16 protein-coding genes are annotated in these 17,735 nt (G+C 41.6%); 5 read left to right on the top strand and 11 right to left on the bottom strand.

All coding sequences use genetic code 11. The features are described 5' to 3' along the window. The 7 genes from NWP21_RS00845 to NWP21_RS00815 all read right to left on the bottom strand — a co-directional run. A partial coding sequence (locus NWP21_RS00845) for a MerR family DNA-binding transcriptional regulator (RefSeq protein WP_280791257.1) occupies nucleotides 1–193 on the bottom strand: 193 nt, incomplete at its 3' end. Between the two features lie 362 nt (nucleotides 194–555). Then, on the bottom strand, nucleotides 556–1,026 hold the full coding sequence (locus tag NWP21_RS00840) for a PAM68 family protein (protein ID WP_271731648.1): 471 nt from the start codon (nucleotides 1,024–1,026) through the stop codon (nucleotides 556–558). Between the two features lie 12 nt (nucleotides 1,027–1,038). Then, entirely contained in the window at nucleotides 1,039–1,308 is a 270-nt protein-coding gene (rpsO, locus tag NWP21_RS00835; protein ID WP_280791256.1) for a 30S ribosomal protein S15, read from the bottom strand. 155 nt (nucleotides 1,309–1,463) lie between these two features. Further along, complete coding sequence (locus NWP21_RS00830; RefSeq protein ID WP_271731646.1) at nucleotides 1,464–2,507, bottom strand: 3-deoxy-7-phosphoheptulonate synthase; 1,044 nt, start codon at nucleotides 2,505–2,507, stop codon at nucleotides 1,464–1,466. Nucleotides 2,508–3,732: 1,225 nt separating this feature from the next. Beyond that, a complete protein-coding gene (locus tag NWP21_RS00825) occupies nucleotides 3,733–4,110 on the bottom strand; it encodes a DUF1823 family protein (RefSeq protein WP_280791255.1) in 378 nt (125 codons plus the stop codon). 638 nt (nucleotides 4,111–4,748) lie between these two features. Beyond that, nucleotides 4,749–5,540, bottom strand: coding sequence for a ScpA family protein (locus NWP21_RS00820; RefSeq protein WP_280791254.1), 792 nt, complete (start codon nucleotides 5,538–5,540; stop codon nucleotides 4,749–4,751). A 291-nt stretch (nucleotides 5,541–5,831) separates the two neighbouring features. After that, nucleotides 5,832–7,988, bottom strand: a complete 2,157-nt coding sequence (locus tag NWP21_RS00815; RefSeq protein WP_280791253.1) for a polyribonucleotide nucleotidyltransferase — start codon at nucleotides 7,986–7,988, stop codon at nucleotides 5,832–5,834. A 547-nt stretch (nucleotides 7,989–8,535) separates the two neighbouring features. On the opposite strand from NWP21_RS00815, the gene NWP21_RS00810 reads away from it, so the two are divergent. The 4 genes from NWP21_RS00810 to NWP21_RS00795 all read left to right on the top strand — a co-directional run bounded on the left by NWP21_RS00810 (nucleotide 8,536) and on the right by NWP21_RS00795 (nucleotide 14,224). After that, complete coding sequence (locus tag NWP21_RS00810) at nucleotides 8,536–11,763, top strand: DEAD/DEAH box helicase (protein WP_280791252.1); 3,228 nt, start codon at nucleotides 8,536–8,538, stop codon at nucleotides 11,761–11,763. A 20-nt stretch (nucleotides 11,764–11,783) separates the two neighbouring features. Further along, complete coding sequence (locus NWP21_RS00805; protein WP_280791251.1) at nucleotides 11,784–12,620, top strand: SWIM zinc finger family protein; 837 nt, start codon at nucleotides 11,784–11,786, stop codon at nucleotides 12,618–12,620. A gap of 70 nt (nucleotides 12,621–12,690) precedes the next feature. Beyond that, complete coding sequence (gene argB, locus NWP21_RS00800; protein ID WP_280791250.1) at nucleotides 12,691–13,590, top strand: acetylglutamate kinase; 900 nt, start codon at nucleotides 12,691–12,693, stop codon at nucleotides 13,588–13,590. Between the two features lie 115 nt (nucleotides 13,591–13,705). Further along, the gene (locus NWP21_RS00795; RefSeq protein WP_280791249.1) at nucleotides 13,706–14,224 is read left to right on the top strand and encodes a tetratricopeptide repeat protein; all 519 of its coding nucleotides are present in this window, start codon (nucleotides 13,706–13,708) and stop codon (nucleotides 14,222–14,224) included. A 75-nt stretch (nucleotides 14,225–14,299) separates the two neighbouring features. Here NWP21_RS00795 and NWP21_RS00790 read toward each other — a convergent pair whose 3' ends face one another. The 4 genes from NWP21_RS00790 to NWP21_RS00775 all read right to left on the bottom strand — a co-directional run bounded on the left by NWP21_RS00790 (nucleotide 14,300) and on the right by NWP21_RS00775 (nucleotide 17,104). Continuing rightward, entirely contained in the window at nucleotides 14,300–15,070 is a 771-nt protein-coding gene (locus tag NWP21_RS00790) for a DUF1822 family protein (protein ID WP_280791248.1), read from the bottom strand. A 60-nt stretch (nucleotides 15,071–15,130) separates the two neighbouring features. After that, complete coding sequence (locus NWP21_RS00785; protein ID WP_280791247.1) at nucleotides 15,131–15,820, bottom strand: hypothetical protein; 690 nt, start codon at nucleotides 15,818–15,820, stop codon at nucleotides 15,131–15,133. Nucleotides 15,821–15,917: 97 nt separating this feature from the next. Beyond that, a complete protein-coding gene (locus NWP21_RS00780) occupies nucleotides 15,918–16,781 on the bottom strand; it encodes a hypothetical protein (protein ID WP_280791246.1) in 864 nt (287 codons plus the stop codon). A gap of 95 nt (nucleotides 16,782–16,876) precedes the next feature. After that, complete coding sequence (locus tag NWP21_RS00775) at nucleotides 16,877–17,104, bottom strand: hypothetical protein (protein WP_280791245.1); 228 nt, start codon at nucleotides 17,102–17,104, stop codon at nucleotides 16,877–16,879. A 152-nt stretch (nucleotides 17,105–17,256) separates the two neighbouring features. Between NWP21_RS00775 and NWP21_RS00770 the strand changes: the two genes are divergently transcribed. Next, complete coding sequence (locus NWP21_RS00770; protein WP_280791244.1) at nucleotides 17,257–17,451, top strand: hypothetical protein; 195 nt, start codon at nucleotides 17,257–17,259, stop codon at nucleotides 17,449–17,451. Nucleotides 17,452–17,735: the final 284 nt, after the last annotated feature.

Raw genomic sequence — 17,735 nt, 5'->3', positions numbered from 1 at the left:
TGGTTGAACTAACTCGGCAGTAGCAAACAATGGAAGTTCTAGCTGCACCACGGAGGTAGGATTCAACGTGAAAAAGTCTTTGTCCTGCTTCGTTTTTGATGCTTTCAATCTTGCCATTGTCTGCGTACTTCCTTAAAGTGTGTGGGTGCAGTCCCAGTTGTTTAACTGCTTCTCGTAGTGGTACATAAGCCATACTACTATCTGAGCATTTATGAGGATATGTAATCTATTATTAGCAAATAACTAGCTATTGGCTAACCTCAAACAAGTAGGAGACACATTATATTGTTTATTTTATTGAATTTAAATATTGAATTTAAATTAAGTTCAAATATATTTAGTTCCCAAACTCATCATCTGTGTATCATCCTTCTAAGGAAATATACAGATTGGCAGATGACGTTAAAAGATTAGGCGCTCAGTACTTATGCTGCCCAGTATAAGGTTTAATCAAATATCCCCAAGTTTTACTTAGGAATTTGGAAGTTAGGTAAAGTGGCCTAACTTCACAATCTAGCCCATACCGCAGTTAGTCTGATACCTGAGCGCCAAGGCTCATAGGTTTTTTTGCCGAGTTTCGCGCCACACTTCCACCATTCGACCCCAATTGGTACTAAATTCGCCTAGACCCCATAGGCTCCCAGGTCTTTCTTCATCCCAAGAGGAGGAAAGAACACCATAAGTAATCCCCAAAACTCCAATGCCAAATAATCCCATATTCACCAATAACACGGCAATGGGAGGCAGTTGGATTTCTGTATACGTAGCCAGTAAATAACTGACTACTAGGGTTGTAATGCCCAAAGCTGTTGGTATACCACAGAATCCCGCCACACGCCGGATCATCCTTTGGCTAACAACCTCGGGAATGGCCATTTCTTCTTTAGTGAAAGGTGGCTGATTGCTAGGGGGTCTTTCTGCAGTCTTTACCTGTGCTTGTGGTTTACTGGTGCCTTTGGTGGGTTTTTGGCGCTTGGTTTTTGGTTCAAAAGGTAAGGGGCTGCGATCGGATTCTTCAGCAGACATAAGCGATAATTCCTACCCACGAATACCGAGACGAGCAATTAAATCTTGATATTTTTCCCGACTACCTTGTTGAATATAGGAGAGAAGACGCTTGCGCTGACCAATCATCTTCAATAATCCCCGACGGGAGGAATGGTCTTTTTTATTTGCCTGGAGATGTAAGCTGAGGCGACTAATGCGGTCGGTCAGCATGGCAACTTGAACTTCGGCAGAACCAGTATCGGTTTCGTGAACTTGATAGTTCGACATGATTTCTTGTTTGCGCTGTTGCGTCAGAGCCATGATAGATTCAGTTTCTAGTTATGTTAAATGTATGCAGCAATCTCCCATGATATCACAGCCGCCAAATTGTTGGTATGAATCAGCAATCAGTATTTTGGCTGTATGGGCTGGTATGTCCATATTTCAACTGCTTGTGTCAACTCCTACCCTAGCAACTAATGCAGTTTTTGGTAAGCAGCCAAAATAATCTTTTCAGTTTCATCCCAATTGATACATTTATCGGTTACGGAAACACCATACTTTAACTCTTCTCGCTTACCGGTTATGGGTTGATTACCTTCATATAGGTTTGATTCCAGCATTACACCTACTATTGATGTATTACCATCAACTATTTGTTGAATCACATCTTCTAATACATTCGGTTGTAATTTGTAATCTTTATTAGTATTTCCATGGCTACAGTCGATGACAATTCTTGGTGATAAATCCGCCTCTTTTAATTTTTCTTCTACCAGTTTGACATTTGCAGCTTCAAAGTTAGGCTGACTACCACCACGTAAAATAACGTGACCATAGGGATTTCCTCTAGTTTCAAATACACTAACCTGTCCTTTATGATTAATGCCTAAGAAACTATGAGGACTTTTAGCAGACTGTAAAGCATTTAAAGCGACTTGAATATTACCATCAGTACCATTTTTAAACCCTACAGGCATGGAAAGTCCACTAGCCATTTCACGATGGGTCTGTGATTCAGTAGTTCGTGCGCCAATGGCAGACCATGTGATCAACTCACTAATATATTGAGGTATGATGGGATCTAGTGCCTCTGTACCGGCTGGTAAACCCAACTCTACTATTTTTAGCAGTAGGCTACGTGCAGTTAATAAACCTTTTTCTACATGGAAAGAATCATCCATATCTGGATCATTAATCAATCCTTTCCATCCCACGGTAGTGCGGGGTTTTTCAAAGTACACCCTCATAATGAGTAGCAGTTTATCCTTCACTCTGTCAGATAAAACTTTCAATTTCTGGGCGTATTCCAGTGCTGCTTCTGGATCATGAATTGAGCATGGCCCAACTACAATGAATTTTCTGCTGTCCTGAAAATCTAGGATATTTTTGATTTCCTGTCTATATTGCCAAACATTCTGTTCAGCCAATTTAGTTAAAGGTAATTTTGTTTTGACTTCATTCGGCGTTAATAATACGTGAGAGTTCTTGATGTTAGTATTAAATAATTTATTGTGCATAGAGCTAAACTGGTGATTTTTGCTATTCTCCTGAGAGGATGTTGATCAATTATTTTCAGCCGTCTAGCCATTGCCATACTAAGTAGCATGATATTGACTCACTTTGCTTAAAATACTGCACTGTCCGGTGATTACACGGTAATAGGCATAGGGAATTGAAAACGCTGAAAAATGGGCAAAAATTCAAAAACCCGCTTTCTGGAAACTGGGGTAATTCTCTCTGACACCACAGTGGTTTAGACATAAGCTTACTCGGTTCAAATCATATATGCAATTAATTATACATATATCTGAGAAACCGAAATCAATGGACTAGTTCTCAATTGTTGTGTTTTCATCACTTTAAGCCATGAGCTTGATTGCGCGATCGCATTTTCGTTATAAACACCATTTTGTAGTTGAACGGTTATGGGAATTTATGTATCATCACCCTGGTTCATAGAGATTTCTTGCTAATTCCCAAAAAAAAGGAGCCTCATTAACAGGCTCCCTGATTATAAGGTGCAAACAAAATCTATTCAATGGCGATCGCCATGAAATTATTTATTAATTTCATTAACAAATCTTGATATGAATACTTTCTCAATGATGAATAAACTCTTCACTCAACCTTGATAGGTATTCACAACATTTTACATATATGAAGTAAGATTAACCAGTGCAATTCCCTCTGATTAGATACACTTATACAATAGTACAGTTTTTACTATATCTCACTGCAATTTAACAATTAAATCATTTTTTTATTTTTATTTTTTGAGAGAATTAAAAAAAAATGATTAATTTAAATTTTCTGAAACTTCCCACGCCCAAAGCCAGGGTATTCCAGGGTACCTGACATTCCTTGGTTTTACTTGTCTGGCGACAAACAGAAGTAGAGAGTTAACTGTTGAATTAAAGTCATAGCTTGCGTGGCGTAGCTATACCTGACCTACAACTAAGATGGTTATCAAACCAGAGTTATACATGGGGACTGCGAGAGGATGTTTGTCAAGTCATGATTAGTGTATCAACTATTGTTTGACCCATCCCTCACCTTTCCCTTTATCAGGGAAAGGTGACTGGATTTTATTGTTTAGGTGTGTTGGGTGTGTTCCCTGTTCCCTGTTCCCTGTTCCCTGTTCCCTAAGATAAAAATTACCTGTTTAACACTTTCCAAACATCCTCTAAGATAAAAATTACCTGTCTAATACTTTCCACGCAACCTCTTATTGTTATCAGAAATTTACTCAATGCTACCCTGAGTTTCTTGCAAATAACTTAATAACCAATTCGCGGCGGTTGCTCTGCGAGTCTGTCGGGGACCAAATTCACCAATTTTGTAACCTTTAAAACCCAATTTTTCTTTCAAAATTTGTTTATTGTCTTTGGGAATGGCACGAGTTAATTTTACTGTTGCTGGGCGGCTATCAATGAAATTAGGTGGTTCTGGGTAATCATCTCGCCATTCTGATGTGACTTCGCTGTTATCCCATTTAGCAATTGAAGAGTCATAGCGATAACCTAAATAGTGCCATACTAATTGATTGACTATGGCATCACCAATTTTATCATCAAGAATAGCCCAGATAGTTTCTGTATTCAGTGCCGGCAAGTTAGACATGATGGATTCAAATTTTACAGTTGACCTGTGAGCTTGAATATTGGTCAGCAGTTGTAGTTAAATTGAGAGAATCCTACAAACTAGACTAATCTTATCGCTTTTTAGAGCTTGTTTGTCAAGTAATGATTAGTGTATCAACTATTGTTTGACCACACCCTAACCCTCCCCTTGTCAGGCTATTCATTACGCACATTTTTCTTAACAATCTTGAAACATTTATGTGGCAACGGTTTCAACGCTTGAAAATTTCCCTACTCTTGACAAAATGTACCTTATTCTTATTGATAAAAACCTTATTTTATTGATAATCATCAACGCAGGATTAAGGTTTGGGGGTTTGCGAGCGATCGCTCTCACGAATGTTAAGAAAGATCCGGGTAATGGATAGCTTGTAAGGAGATGGGACTGGATTGTATTGTTTTATTGTTTTGGTGTGTTCGGTGTGTTCCCCCTTCCTCATTCCCTGTTCCCTGTTCCCTGTTCCCTAAGATAAAAATTACCTGTTGAAAACTTATCAAACATCCTCTAAGCTTGTGCTGGTATCCACACCCGCAGGCTGGGTGCTTGCATTTAGTCTCTAGGGGAGACGGATCAAACAAGAATCCCCGTCACCAAGCATAAGGGAAGTGTCAATTGGGTCAATCTGTCAGTAGGCGAATTTGAATATCCTGGTAAAACTCGTCTTGTAATAACTCGACTTTAGATTGAGACGACAGCAGTAGTAAAGCCCAAAAAACGCTAACTAGGGGGCGGTTTTCTGACTCATGGCTACAAGTATTTTGCTGTGCTTGCTTTGTTTGAGTCCACAAATCTACCAGTTGTTCTAGACTCAAACAATTTTCTCCTAATAATAGCTCTGTTCTAGAAGAATGCAACACTTGCTCTAGTTCTCCAGCTACCTCAGTCAAATTTTCCTGGTGAGCTAACTCTAGGGCATGCCGCATATTTTGGTATCTGGGGTGACGGTGGGGGGAAACACGCTTACTAGATTTCTCAACCAGTTTTAGCTGGTGCGCCATAATTTGCAATTGCTTGATTAACTCTTGCACAGTCACGCGACGCTTTGGCGGTGGCATTGCCGAGGGACGGCGCCGCAAGTGCCGCTCTAATTGCAGACGATGAGTATGATGTAATAACCCACCTTCACTGAATAAGATGGCATCATCTGCTATGTCATCCTCGACCTCTTCCACTGAAGATAATTGCATCAAAGTGTTGGCCTTAAATAAGACTAGCATCGATGCTGACAAAAAAGCTTGTCCCGATTGCGACAAGTCTGACTCATAGCCTTTAGGTGTGTCCTCCGGTGCCATTAATTCTAGGTAACGGTCAATCACCTTAATTACTTCAACATCCCAAGGATCGATGTCGCCTTGTTCAGCCTGCTCAATGAGCTGTGTAATTGTTGCTAATAACTCGGAAGCATCCATAAAATTTACGAAAAACCTTAATCAAAGATTTTCTGGATATATTTAACTTTCCCCTACGTCAAGTAGCAACATCCAAGTAATCTCAAACTTTCTGGATGGGATCGAGGCACAGCCGTTTGTGCCTGTAGTTTTAGGACTTTGGACTAAGACTACAAAGGTAAAACAGTAGATTTATTGAGTATTTTATGAACGGTGATCAGTTTTTATGATTTAAATTTCACAAACCAACCGCGATGCCTAGTCTCCAGGCATCGCGGATTTTAGATAAAAATCTAAAATCCCCAATCTATATTAGCGATTCACAGCCGCAGCTTCTCGCGCCGCAGTCGCTTGATCTGGGTGTATACCTAAACGTGTGAGATTAATCCGTCCTTTATTGTCAATTTCTCGCACTTTGACAATTACTTCATCTCCAACGGCCACTTCATCTTCAACTTTGCCAACGCGATAGTCAGCTAGTTGAGAAATGTGAATCATACCTTCTTTTCCAGGCAGAAATTCTACAAATGCACCAATGGGGATAATCCGAGTCACACGCCCTACATAAACATCACCTTCATTTAACTTACGAGTCATACCTTGAATGATGTTACGGGCTTTCTTAGCGCGGCTTTCATCCACAGCAGAAATGGTGACAGTTCCATCGTCTTCAATGTCAATCTTAGCACCAGTGTCTTCAGTAATAGCCTTAATTGTTTTCCCTCCAGGCCCAATCACCAGACCAATCATGTCTGAATCAATCTTGATAGTCAATAAACGCGGGGCATAGGGTGAGGTTTCAGGACGTGCTTCTTGGATAGTCTGGAGCATTTTCTCCAGAATATGCAACCGGGCTGATTTAGCTTGGTGGATGGCTTGGGCAATAATCTCCAATGACAGACCGGGGATTTTCATATCCATTTGCAAGGCGGTAATACCGGTATCTGTCCCGGCTACCTTAAAGTCCATATCGCCTAAAAAGTCCTCAATGCCCTGAATATCAGTGAGAACTCGCACCTGGTCATCTTCTTTAATCAAACCCATTGCAGCACCGCTCACGGGTTTGATAATTGGTACACCAGCAGCCATCAATGATAGAGTGGAACCACATACCGAACCCATAGAAGTAGAACCGTTAGAAGAAAGCACTTCCGATACGACACGAATCACGTAAGGGAATTTTTCTTTTGGTGGTAGCACAGGTATCAGCGCCCGCTCTGCTAAAGCACCATGACCAATTTCGCGCCTTCCTGGAAAACGCATAGGTTTAGTTTCCCCCACGGAGAAAGGCGGGAAGTTGTAATGATGCAGGTAGCGTTTACATTGGTCTGATTGCAAGTCGTCGTTGAGACTTTGAGCATCTCCAGGAGTACCAAGGGTGCAAGTGGATAATACTTGGGTTAATCCCCTGTTAAATAAACCACTACCATGGACTCGTTTGGGTAACACATCAACTTGACAAGAAACAGGACGGACTTCATCGAGTTTGCGACCGTCAACGCGGACGTTATCTTCAATGATTTGACGACGCATCAAGTGCTTGGTTATGTCTTTGAAGTGATTACCTATTCCTTTACCATTTGCGATCGCAGCAACTCGAACCTCGTCTTCTTCTGGCAATTCGTCGATCGCACTAGTAATTTTTTCCTTCACAGCGTCCAACGCTTCATCCCGTTGGGCTTTGCTGTATTCAAACTGAGACAGGATTTTCTTAATCTCATCGCTGGCGCGATCGCGGATAAAATTATTCAGGGTCAGGTCTACCTCTGGTGCTTCTCCTTGCACAACTTGCAGACCCATTTCCGCCAATAAATCTTCCTGGGCTTGGATTAAATCTCTAACTGCTTCGTAACCAAAATCAATTGCTTCGATAATATCTTGCTCTGGCAATTGATTGGCTCCCGCCTCCACCATGATCACACCGTGGGGTGAACCAGCCACTATCAGATCCAAGTCTCCGCTTTGAATTTCTGCATAGGTGGGGTTAATAATGAAATCATCACCCACTAAGCCTACCCGTACTGCCGCCATGGGCCCATTAAAGGGAATTTGTGCGATCAGGGTAGCAATGGAAGCCCCAGTAACTGCGAGGACATCTGGTGGTACCAACTCATCCATGGACAGGGTAAAGGCAATAATTTGCAGGTCATCCCGCAACCATGAAGGAAACAAAGGCCTCATGGGGCGGTCTATTAACCGGCTAGTCAGAATTGTTTTCTCCGGTGGACGTCCCTCTCGCCGCATGATCCCTCCGGGAATCCTACCTGCAGCATACAGTCGTTCTTCGTAATCTACTGTCAGGGGAAGAAAATCAATTCCTTCTCTAGCCTTTGCTCGCGTAGCGGTTACTAAAACAGATGTGTCCCCCGATTCTATGAGAACTGACCCACCAGCCTGGGGAGCTAGTAAGCCCACTTTTAGTCTAATATCCCTACCATCGAAGGATATTGACTTATCAACTTCTGCCATTCAGTTTTTTTTCCTTCTCTTTCTCTATTCTCTCTCTGTGGCAATCCTAACATTTATGCTCTCAGACTGACTTCTAGTACACACAAAGATAAATAAGTCCTGGACTGCTAAACATGATATAATTACCAATGCTGTGTGCCCAAAGCCCAACTTCATTATCAGCCTAATATTTCCTATAAGATCAACTCCTCAACACTGCCCCATCAAGCCGAGTACCGCTACTGTGGGGCCTGCTGTCTGCTTAACTCTACCGCCAGATATATAGGAACCGCCAACTAGGTGAGGACAAAAAAGACAATCAAAGCATGACAAATAGGGCTAAAAATAAAGTATCGACATTTTTTCATATAAATACACTACTATTATATGTATGTAAATAAATAAAAAAACTTGACGGCGAATAAATTTCCCTGGGGCTAGCCCCCATGAATAGAATTTAGGGGCTGATAAATCTCATCGTGTTAAAATATGAGAAATAGCGCCAGATTTAGAAATTAAGTTTATTTTAAAAACAGCAAAATTATAGATTGATTAGGTTATTTTAATAATGACAATTTTACACGGTAGTTGGTTAGTAACCCATAAAAATAGTTGTTTATTTATTTGGGGTGAAACTTGGCGATCATCACGGGTAAACCTCGATTTTAGTGCGTCCACAAATCCACCACTACATCCATTGGCTATCAACCCATTAGAGTTGTGTGAATGGTTGGTTTCTCAGAACATCACAATTTCCAATTTAGTCCAGCAAAACCAAGTTGCAGTGACAACCAGTCGGCAAACTCGTAAAAGTACAACTGCTACTTCACTGAGCCTACCAACCCACTCTCAAATAATTGCCTTACCAACTCATATCCCAGAAAAGCATCAGCAAGAAATAGGATTTATTTCTCCTTTACATTCTGGTACCTCGGCATCTGAAATTAACTTACCCGAATATCTCCAACCCTGGCGAGTCGAGGGTTTTTGTCTTCACCCCAGTGCAGCTATAAAATTTCTGGCCACTGTGCCCTTAAATGCTGCTACCGAGGGGGATAGTTTATTCGCTGGGGACCTACGTTTCTGGTCACAGGTTGCGCGTTGGAGTTTGGATTTAATTTCCCGGTGTAAGTTTTTGCCCACTATTCAAAGGCAGTCTGATGGTTCTATTGTTGCTAAATGGCAAGTCCTCTTAGACAGCGCTATAGACGGAACACGCTTAGAAAAATTTGCCGCCAAGATGCCATTGGCTTGTCGTACTTATCAAACAACTCCTGAGTTAGAAGAAAAATACTTAGCCCTAGACTTCCCCACTCAACCACAGGAATTATTGCTGGGCTTTCTCAACAGTATAGTAGATGCCCAAGTGCGAGAGATATTAGCAGCTCAACCTCTATTAGAAACCAGAGTAATGGCATCTCTACCCTCAGCGGTGCGACAGTGGTTGCAAGCTTTAACTAGTACCTCTGACACCTTTAATGCAGATGCGCTGGAAGTAGAAAGACTCGAAGCAGGGCTGAAAGCTTGGACTATGCCATTACACTACCAATTGTCAGGAACAGCCTTATTTCGCTGCTGTTTCCAGCTGCTTCCCCCGGCATCTGGCGGTACTGATTGGACATTGGCATATTTTCTACAAGCAGCAGATGATCCTGATTTCTTAGTTGATGCGGCAACCATTTGGCATCACCCCGTGGAGCAATTAGTTAATCAAAACCGCACCATTCATCAACCCCAAGAAACATTATTGCGCGGGTTGGGGTTAGCTTCAAGATTGTATCCAGTTATTGCACCCAGTTTAGAAACAGAATATCCCCAATCTTGTCACCTTAACCCATTGCAAGCATACGAATTTATTAAGTCAGTGGCGTGGCGGTTTGAAGATAGTGGTTTAGGCGTGATTTTGCCTCCTAGTTTGGCAAACGGTGGAGGCTGGGCGAATCGTTTGGGGTTAAAAATCACCGCTCAAACCCCAAATAATCAGCAGGGACGGTTAGGTTTACAAAGTCTACTCAATTTCCAATGGCAATTGGCAATTGGCGGGCAGACAATTTCTAAAACAGACTTTAATAAACTTGTAGCTTTAAATAGTCCACTGGTAGAAATTAATGGCGAGTGGGTAGAGTTGCGACCCCAGGATATTAAAACCGCACAGGCATTTTTTGCCGCTCGTAAAGATCAAATGTCACTTTCCTTAGAAGATGCTTTACGTCTGGGTTCTGGAGATACCCAGTCCATTGAAAAGTTACCTGTAGTCAGCTTTGAAGCATCAGGAACATTGCAAGAATTAATTGGAGCGTTAACCAATAACCAGGTCATCGCACCTCTAGCAACACCTACTAATTTTCAAGGACAGTTACGACCTTATCAACAAAGGGGTGCAGCTTGGCTAGGGTTCTTAGAACGTTGGGGCTTGGGTGCGTGTCTCGCAGATGATATGGGACTGGGAAAAACCATTCAGTTAATTGCTTTTTTACTGCACCTCCAGGAACAAGACGCACTAGTAAATCCCACCCTGCTGGTGTGTCCAACTTCTATTTTAGGTAACTGGGAGCGAGAAATTAAAAAATTTGCTCCTAACCTGAAAGTTCTGCAGCACCACGGTGATAAACGTCTCAAGGGTAAAGCTTTTGTAGAAACAGTTAAAAAACACAATGTCATTATTACTAGTTACTCCCTGATTCACCGGGATATTAAAACTTTACAAGGTGTTGATTGGCAAGTAGTTGTATTAGATGAAGCTCAAAATGTCAAAAACCCGGAAGCTAAACAATCCCAGTCAGTCAGGGAATTAAAAACTACATTTCGCATAGCCCTAACCGGTACACCAGTAGAAAATAAACTCCAAGAACTGTGGTCGATTTTAGATTTTCTTAATCCTGGGTATTTGGGAAATCGGCAATTTTTCCAGAGACGGTTTGCTATACCAATTCAAAAGTATGGTGATACGGCATCTTTAAATCAGTTGCGGGCTTTAGTGCAACCGTTTATTTTGCGCCGTCTAAAAACAGACCGGGATATTATTCAAGATTTGCCAGAGAAGCAAGAAATGACGGTTTTTTGTGGTCTGACTGCACAACAAGCGGCACTTTATCAAGAAGTAGTAGAAGCATCTTTGACAGAGATTGAATCTGCATCAGGTTTGCAACGGCGAGGGATGATTTTAGGCTTAATAATTAAACTCAAACAAATCTGTAATCATCCAGCCCAATATTTAAAATTAGGGACATTAGAACAATATAGTTCCGCCAAACTACTACGACTGGAAGAAATGTTAAGCGTGGCTTTGGAGGAGGGAGATAGGGCTTTAATTTTCACCCAATTTGCTGAATGGGGTAAATTATTACAGGCTGATTTACAGCAAAAAATGGGTAAAGAAATATTATTTTTATATGGTCGTACTAGTAAAACACAACGGGAAGAAATGATTGACCGTTTTCAACACGACCCCCAAGGACCGCCGATTATGATTCTTTCTTTAAAAGCCGGTGGTGTAGGATTGAACTTAACCAGGGCTAATCATGTATTTCACTTTGACAGATGGTGGAATCCTGCGGTTGAAAATCAAGCTACTGATAGAGTATTTCGCATTGGTCAAACTCGTAATGTGCAAGTGCATAAATTCGTATGTACTGGCACATTGGAAGAAAAGATACACGAGATGATTGAAAGTAAAAAACAATTAGCTGAACAGGTAGTTGGCGCGGGTGAGGAGTGGCTCACGGAAATGGATACAGACCAATTACGTAACCTCTTAATACTCGATCGCAGTGCCATAATTGAAGAAGATATATAAGTTAATTTTACAGAAAGATTATGAATCATGCAACGTTACAGGCAAGCCGTGAATGGTGGTCACAAAAATGGCTAGAGTTACTGGATTCTTATCGCTTTAAAAAGCGTTTGGAACGGGCGAGAAATTATTCCCGCCAGGGAAATGTTCTGAATATAGAGTTTAAAGGTGCAAAGGTACTAGCTAGAGTCCAAGGTAGTGAAACTGAACCTTATAAGGTTTCTTTGTCTCTCGATCATTTTACTGAGGAAGAGTGGGGTTATGTGATTGAAAATATGTCCCAAAGAGCAATTTTTGCAGCCAAGTTGTTAGCAGGGGAAATGCCGCAAAATATTGAGGAGGTGTTTACAGCCAATGGTTTGTCTTTGTTTCCTTTTACCCTCTCTGATGTGCACAGTAAATGCTCTTGTCCTGATAAAGCAAACCCCTGTAAGCATATTGGTGCTGTATACTATCAGTTAGGCGATCGCTTTAGTGAAGACCCATTTGTGTTGTTTCAACTACGGGGACGCGCTAAAGAGGAAATTATCAGTGATTTACGTCAATTACGCCGTGCTAAGGTGGAAGTTACAGCACCTAAAACACCCCAGATTCAACCACCACAGACACAGCCCCAATATTCTGTTAACCTGAGTTCATTCTGGCAATACAATGAGCCACTAGATTCTTCATTGGTGGTAATTACCCCCTCTAGTAGCGAGACAGTATTAGATGTATTAGGGGCGATTCCTTTAGGGAAAACAGAAGAAAGTTTAGCTGGTCTGACCTCCGGTGATGTGGTGACCAGATGTTTAGGTACTGTTTATCAACAGGTCAGTCAGCAAGCAATGTTAGCAGCGATGAATATAGGAGGGGGTTGATCTGAAATATTGTTGTAGGTGACAAATTCTTTTAAACTGACTAGATAAGTTTAAAATCTCATAGCCCCTAGTGATGGAAAACGATTCGGAATACATCAGGCAAACAGAAGCTACCCGCGTACGTGTACTCAGCGAAGCACTACCTTACATTCAACAATTTGTAGGTCGCACTGTTGTTGTTAAATATGGCGGTGCTGCCATGAAAGATAGTAACCTCAAGGACAAGGTTATACGGGATATTGTTTTTTTATCCTGCGTTGGCTTGCGTCCAATTTTGGTACATGGGGGCGGTCCTGAAATTAATAGTTGGTTAAATAAACTGGGCATTGAAGCACAATTTAAAAATGGTTTGCGCGTCACCGATGCTCCCACCATGGATGTGGTGGAAATGGTTTTAGTGGGTCGAGTCAATAAGGAAATTGTTTCGCTGATTAGTCAGGCTGGGGGCTTGGCTGTGGGACTATGTGGTAAAGATGGTAACCTAATTACAGCCCGACCCCAGGAGCAAGAAGGTATTGGTTTTGTGGGGGAAGTCAGTAGTGTAAATATTAAAGTTTTGGAAACTCTCTCTAGTAATGGCTATATTCCGGTAGTGTCTAGCGTAGCTACGGACGAGAATGGACAAGCTTATAATATTAATGCTGATACCGTAGCAGGGGAAATTGCAGCCGCACTGGGTGCGGAAAAGTTAATTTTATTGACTGACACCCCCGGTATTCTTAAAGATTATAAAGACCCCTCTACTTTGATTCCTAAAGTCGATATCCGCGAAGCGCGGGAGCTAATTGCTAATGGTATAGTTAGTGGTGGTATGATTCCTAAAGTAACTTGTTGTGTGCGATCGCTAGCTCAAGGTGTAAGTGCAGCACATATTATTGATGGTCGCATTCCCCACGCCCTACTCCTAGAGGTTTTTACTGATGGTGGTATCGGTACTATGATTCTCGGTTCCCAGTTTACCTCAAAATAATTAACTGCGATCGCCTTGTGGATATTCTGGGTATCGTCAAGTATTAACCCTCATGTGCGATCGCTATTGAGATTTAACCCAGACTGACCAATGTCTAGTTGTTGGTGTATAACAGGTGAGTACAGAAAATTTAGAAATTGCCAGAAGTCTTTACCAGACAGGAAAAATTAACATTGAAAATGGGCAATATCGAGAAGCTGTGGAAAATTTGCAACAAGCCAGCGCCCTATTATCTCGCAATTCTCGCCTGGGGGGTGAGGTGGAAATTTGGCTGGTCACAGCTTATGAAGCAGCTGGACGGAATCAAGAAGCCATTGATCTTTGTCAAGAACTCCAACGTCACCCCTTCCCAGAAACTAGCAAACAGGCAAAGCGGTTACTTTATATTTTAAAAGCTCCAAAACTCCAGCGCCCCAGTGAGTGGATGACGGAAATACCCGATTTAGGTAAATTATCGGATAATGATCAGAAAATTCGTGCTACTGGTAATCCTGTTAAATCTACTCGTCAAGTAGCTATTGAACCGGAAATAATAGACCTTAACCAGGTGAATACAAAAGATAATCGGTTTATTTGGGTGGCACTAGTTGTTATTGTGTTAACACTCTCATATTTGGCCTGGTTAAGTGTTTAGAATTTTTGCTCTCAGGGTTGACACTCCCCACACCTAAAAGCGGGGAGTTCTGTCTGTCACTGAGGTTCCTTGCTTTTACAGGTCTTTTCCCAAAGACTGGAACAGCCGCTTGAGGATATCTCGCAGTTTTCCCCTGTCGCTATTTTCGCTATCTTCCCGGATTAAAACCAATTCTTGCTTCTCAGCAGGTACAGACTGCGCCATCAGTGCTTCTATTTCCTGGGCGGCGGTTTCAATTTGTAGGGGTTCTAAGGTTTCTAATAGCAATGCTCTTTCTAGTTGGGCAACAATGGCCTGGTGTTGGTCATTAAAAAACAATTCTCCCAGATATTCTCGTAACTCAGCCGATAGGGATTCATCAGTTAGATTTTCTGCCTTTTGTAATAAATCTACGAGCTGATGTGCTGGTAGTAAATCATCACGACTAATGCTAAGTTCTGGGTATTTTGTTTCCAGCGATGGGGTAAAACCGACTACGTTACCCCATGTATGTTCAGGATTAATTTCTACAGCTATGTAAGCTATGTATTCTCCTGTAACTGCTTGTTCAGAAATTTCTAATGTGTCAGCATCAGTAGCTATAGGGATACATTCAACCATTCCTAAAGACCTTTCTTGTGCAAAAATCTCTAAGTCTGCTAACTCTGTTAGAATTTGTAAAACAGTATTCCAGGCACTACTAGAGTGGAAATCTGAATCATAATCAAAGCGTTGGAGATACCTCTGGACTACCCAAACCGCCAAAGCTCGGCTTTCAGTGGCTGGATTAATTGCCTTGAGCTTTGCTGCTCCTTGACGAATATTTTCTGGAATGGGTATGAGTTGACCAAATAATTCAGTGTTCATGATTTTGTCACCTAGTTTGAAGTTGATACAATTTGTTAATTTTTGTCGATGCCTATGGCTTTAAAATTCTTCCATTTCCCGGATGCGATCAGCCATTTTTAGTAACAGTGGTTTCAGTGTACGTTTCCAGGCAGCATGAACAGTACCTTCTGGAATGTTAAAGTGTTTAGCCACAATTGCATAATTCCATTTTTCTCCACAAGCAGTCCGATCATAAATTACTAACAAAGCCTCCTGAGCCGTAATTGGTGGTGGTGGGGTTTGGCGAACAAAAGCAGCTCTTAACTCTCCCGTGGGGTCATTTTCAATTTCTTGGCGGACGAGTTCTAACCGGGGAGTATCTGAAACCGGCTGCTGTATATCCTTAATCCCGTACGGAGTATTAGGATGAGCATTATCCATTAGGTTAGACTCTTGTTTTAGTCTGTCCACATACTTCTTTTTACAAGTGTCATTCCAAAGAGTGATGGGACTACCACCCCCATCATCGGGATCATAGGCTTTCCCTCCCCGCACTTTGCCATAGATTTTCCGCTCAATGTAATCCCAAGTTATATTAGCCGCTTCAATGTATAATAAATCATTGGTATATTGAGGCGGATGCCCTTTCCAAAAAGGGTTCTTTGGTGAAGCCCAAGCTGTATGCATTTTGTCCATACCTTTTTGTCGCAACTTTCTTTGCTCTTGAGGAGATTTTGCCTGTAATGCTTGTCTAAAAATCTCCTTTAACTCCTCATGGATATCTGACACTGGGAACTCCTGAAGTAAATATAGATATACTTAGTTATTTTATTCCAGGAGTGTGTATGGTGCGATTTGGTAATACAAATTTTTACCTATTTCTACCTCATTTGTTCTTACCATGCCTCAGGTTCTCTGACCAGGTGCGCAGATTATCTCTAACTTCAGTGTAGGGTTCAACTAGATACATATAGAAAGGTGCAGTTTCCTTGCCAAAGTCATTGGGAAATTTTTGGATCAGGCTGGGATGATTGTCATTTCGGTCTTTGCTGGCTCGGAACTCTTTAGTTTTAATCTCTGTGACATAATCAGGATCATCGACGTAAAATTTAACTATCCCAGCTGTAATGTTGCAGTATTTGTATGATTCGGGAATACGAGATGATGGATGCCAAAGACCTCTGATTGAGAAAGGATCAGTTTTAGGCGTAATAATTTTTTTGCCGAGAACATCCAAAACATCCGTTTTTCTAAATATATGATAGATGCGGTTAGATGTGATTAAGTAACAGTTCATTTTGGATCGATACTTGTCGAAAGCAAAGTAGATAATAGCCGAACACATAGACAAAATAAATGTGATCAGGCAACCCAGACCGAAGGAGCCAACAGCAATAATGGACTGAAAACTATTGGCAACCCCATGATAAACTGCCATGGAAATACCCAGGCTAATGAAAAGTCCCAACGAGAAAAATATCAGGAAAAACTCAATGGCAGATAACTTGCTTAACTTCTCATTATAGGGATAGATTTCGTATCTGATCCCAGAGGTTTTACATTGATTTTTGGCGATGTTTACTGCTGTGGTGAAGTCGGGATGGGGGTTGATGTGTGGGAATTTTAGCCATGGTATTAACAATACTAACTGGTCAAAACAGGCTTCTAAAATCTCAAACTTGATCAACCCGTATATAAAAGTAAACTTTTCATCAAAGAAAGGAGTTTCTTTTCTGTGAATATAGCTCATGGTATAACTCTCCACGGGTGAAATTATTGGAATCTCTGTCGTTAGATGTGGCAAATACTCGATTTTATTGCTTTAAATCTTCTACTCTCCTGTGTTTAGCCATCATAGCCATCATCACCATCATCGCCATCATCACCATCATCACCATCATCACCATCATCAGAATCATTATCAGAATTATCATCGGGTTGTTCGGGTTCATCATCTGGAGAGCAATCTACTGTACTACGAGTTACACTCCAAAGGGGTGTGCTGACAGTAGTTGTAGAGCTATCACAGTTTTCCGCTTCGTTAGATTGAGAATGAGATGTTTGGTTTTCCATATTGAAGAAGGGTGATTTTGGTTATCTACAATGTCTACGGGAAAAAGTTGATTTTTTATGCAATTTGGGGAGATTTAGGTATGGTGATTTAATAGGTAACTTTTAGATACATCCATGCCCTAGGTCAACCTGCTCCGTACAATAAATTAACGTTGGCTGTGGGAAAATTTATGCAGAAGCGATCGCCCCTAGGTCACCCGTGGTCGGTGAGGGGAGTCGATAGCGATAGCGTGGCGTTAGCCATACCGTCAACAGTCAACAAAACAGCGATCGCACTGAGCAGCCGGGTAATAAATTACCCGTCTGATAGCGAAAGTCCACTAGAAGTGGACTATGAGGTTAAATAGGGTACTCTAGGCAATGGTTATTAATGGGATTTATAATGTTATGTTTAACACTCAGTCGGATTAATCCGACTTCAGCTTTTAGACGGGGGTTTCTAACCCCCGGCTCCCAATTGTCGAGCTTCATGGCGATAGCGAAGCGCTGCTGCAAGCAGATCGCCTATGCATAAGCGATCGCCCCTAGGTCACCCGTGGTCGGTGAGCGGAGTCGAACCGTCAACCGTCAACCGTCAACCGTCAACTGTCAACCGTCAACCGTCAACCGTCAACCGTCAACCGTCAACCGT

Source organism: Anabaenopsis sp. FSS-46 (genome assembly GCF_029891665.1).
Classification (GTDB): domain Bacteria; phylum Cyanobacteriota; class Cyanobacteriia; order Cyanobacteriales; family Nostocaceae; genus Anabaenopsis; species Anabaenopsis arnoldii.
Note: the sequence above shows the minus strand (reverse complement) of the source record. Positions and strands in the feature narration are given on the sequence as shown.

Bases quoted from the DNA above. Each gene is read 5' to 3' on its own strand.
- NWP21_RS00805 (WP_280791251.1), top strand. From the start codon at position 11,784: ATGAATCATGCAACGTTACAGGCAAGCCGTGAATGGTGGTCACAAAAA.
- NWP21_RS00815 (WP_280791253.1), bottom strand. From the start codon at position 7,988: ATGGCAGAAGTTGATAAGTCAATATCCTTCGATGGTAGGGATATTAGA.
- NWP21_RS00810 (WP_280791252.1), top strand. From the start codon at position 8,536: ATGACAATTTTACACGGTAGTTGGTTAGTAACCCATAAAAATAGTTGT.
- NWP21_RS00775 (WP_280791245.1), bottom strand. From the start codon at position 17,104: ATGGAAAACCAAACATCTCATTCTCAATCTAACGAAGCGGAAAACTGT.
- NWP21_RS00780 (WP_280791246.1), bottom strand. From the start codon at position 16,781: ATGAGCTATATTCACAGAAAAGAAACTCCTTTCTTTGATGAAAAGTTT.
- NWP21_RS00820 (WP_280791254.1), bottom strand. From the start codon at position 5,540: ATGGATGCTTCCGAGTTATTAGCAACAATTACACAGCTCATTGAGCAG.
- NWP21_RS00840 (WP_271731648.1), bottom strand. From the start codon at position 1,026: ATGTCTGCTGAAGAATCCGATCGCAGCCCCTTACCTTTTGAACCAAAA.
- NWP21_RS00825 (WP_280791255.1), bottom strand. From the start codon at position 4,110: ATGTCTAACTTGCCGGCACTGAATACAGAAACTATCTGGGCTATTCTT.
- NWP21_RS00830 (WP_271731646.1), bottom strand. From the start codon at position 2,507: ATGCACAATAAATTATTTAATACTAACATCAAGAACTCTCACGTATTA.
- rpsO (WP_280791256.1), bottom strand. From the start codon at position 1,308: ATGGCTCTGACGCAACAGCGCAAACAAGAAATCATGTCGAACTATCAA.
- NWP21_RS00790 (WP_280791248.1), bottom strand. From the start codon at position 15,070: ATGAACACTGAATTATTTGGTCAACTCATACCCATTCCAGAAAATATT.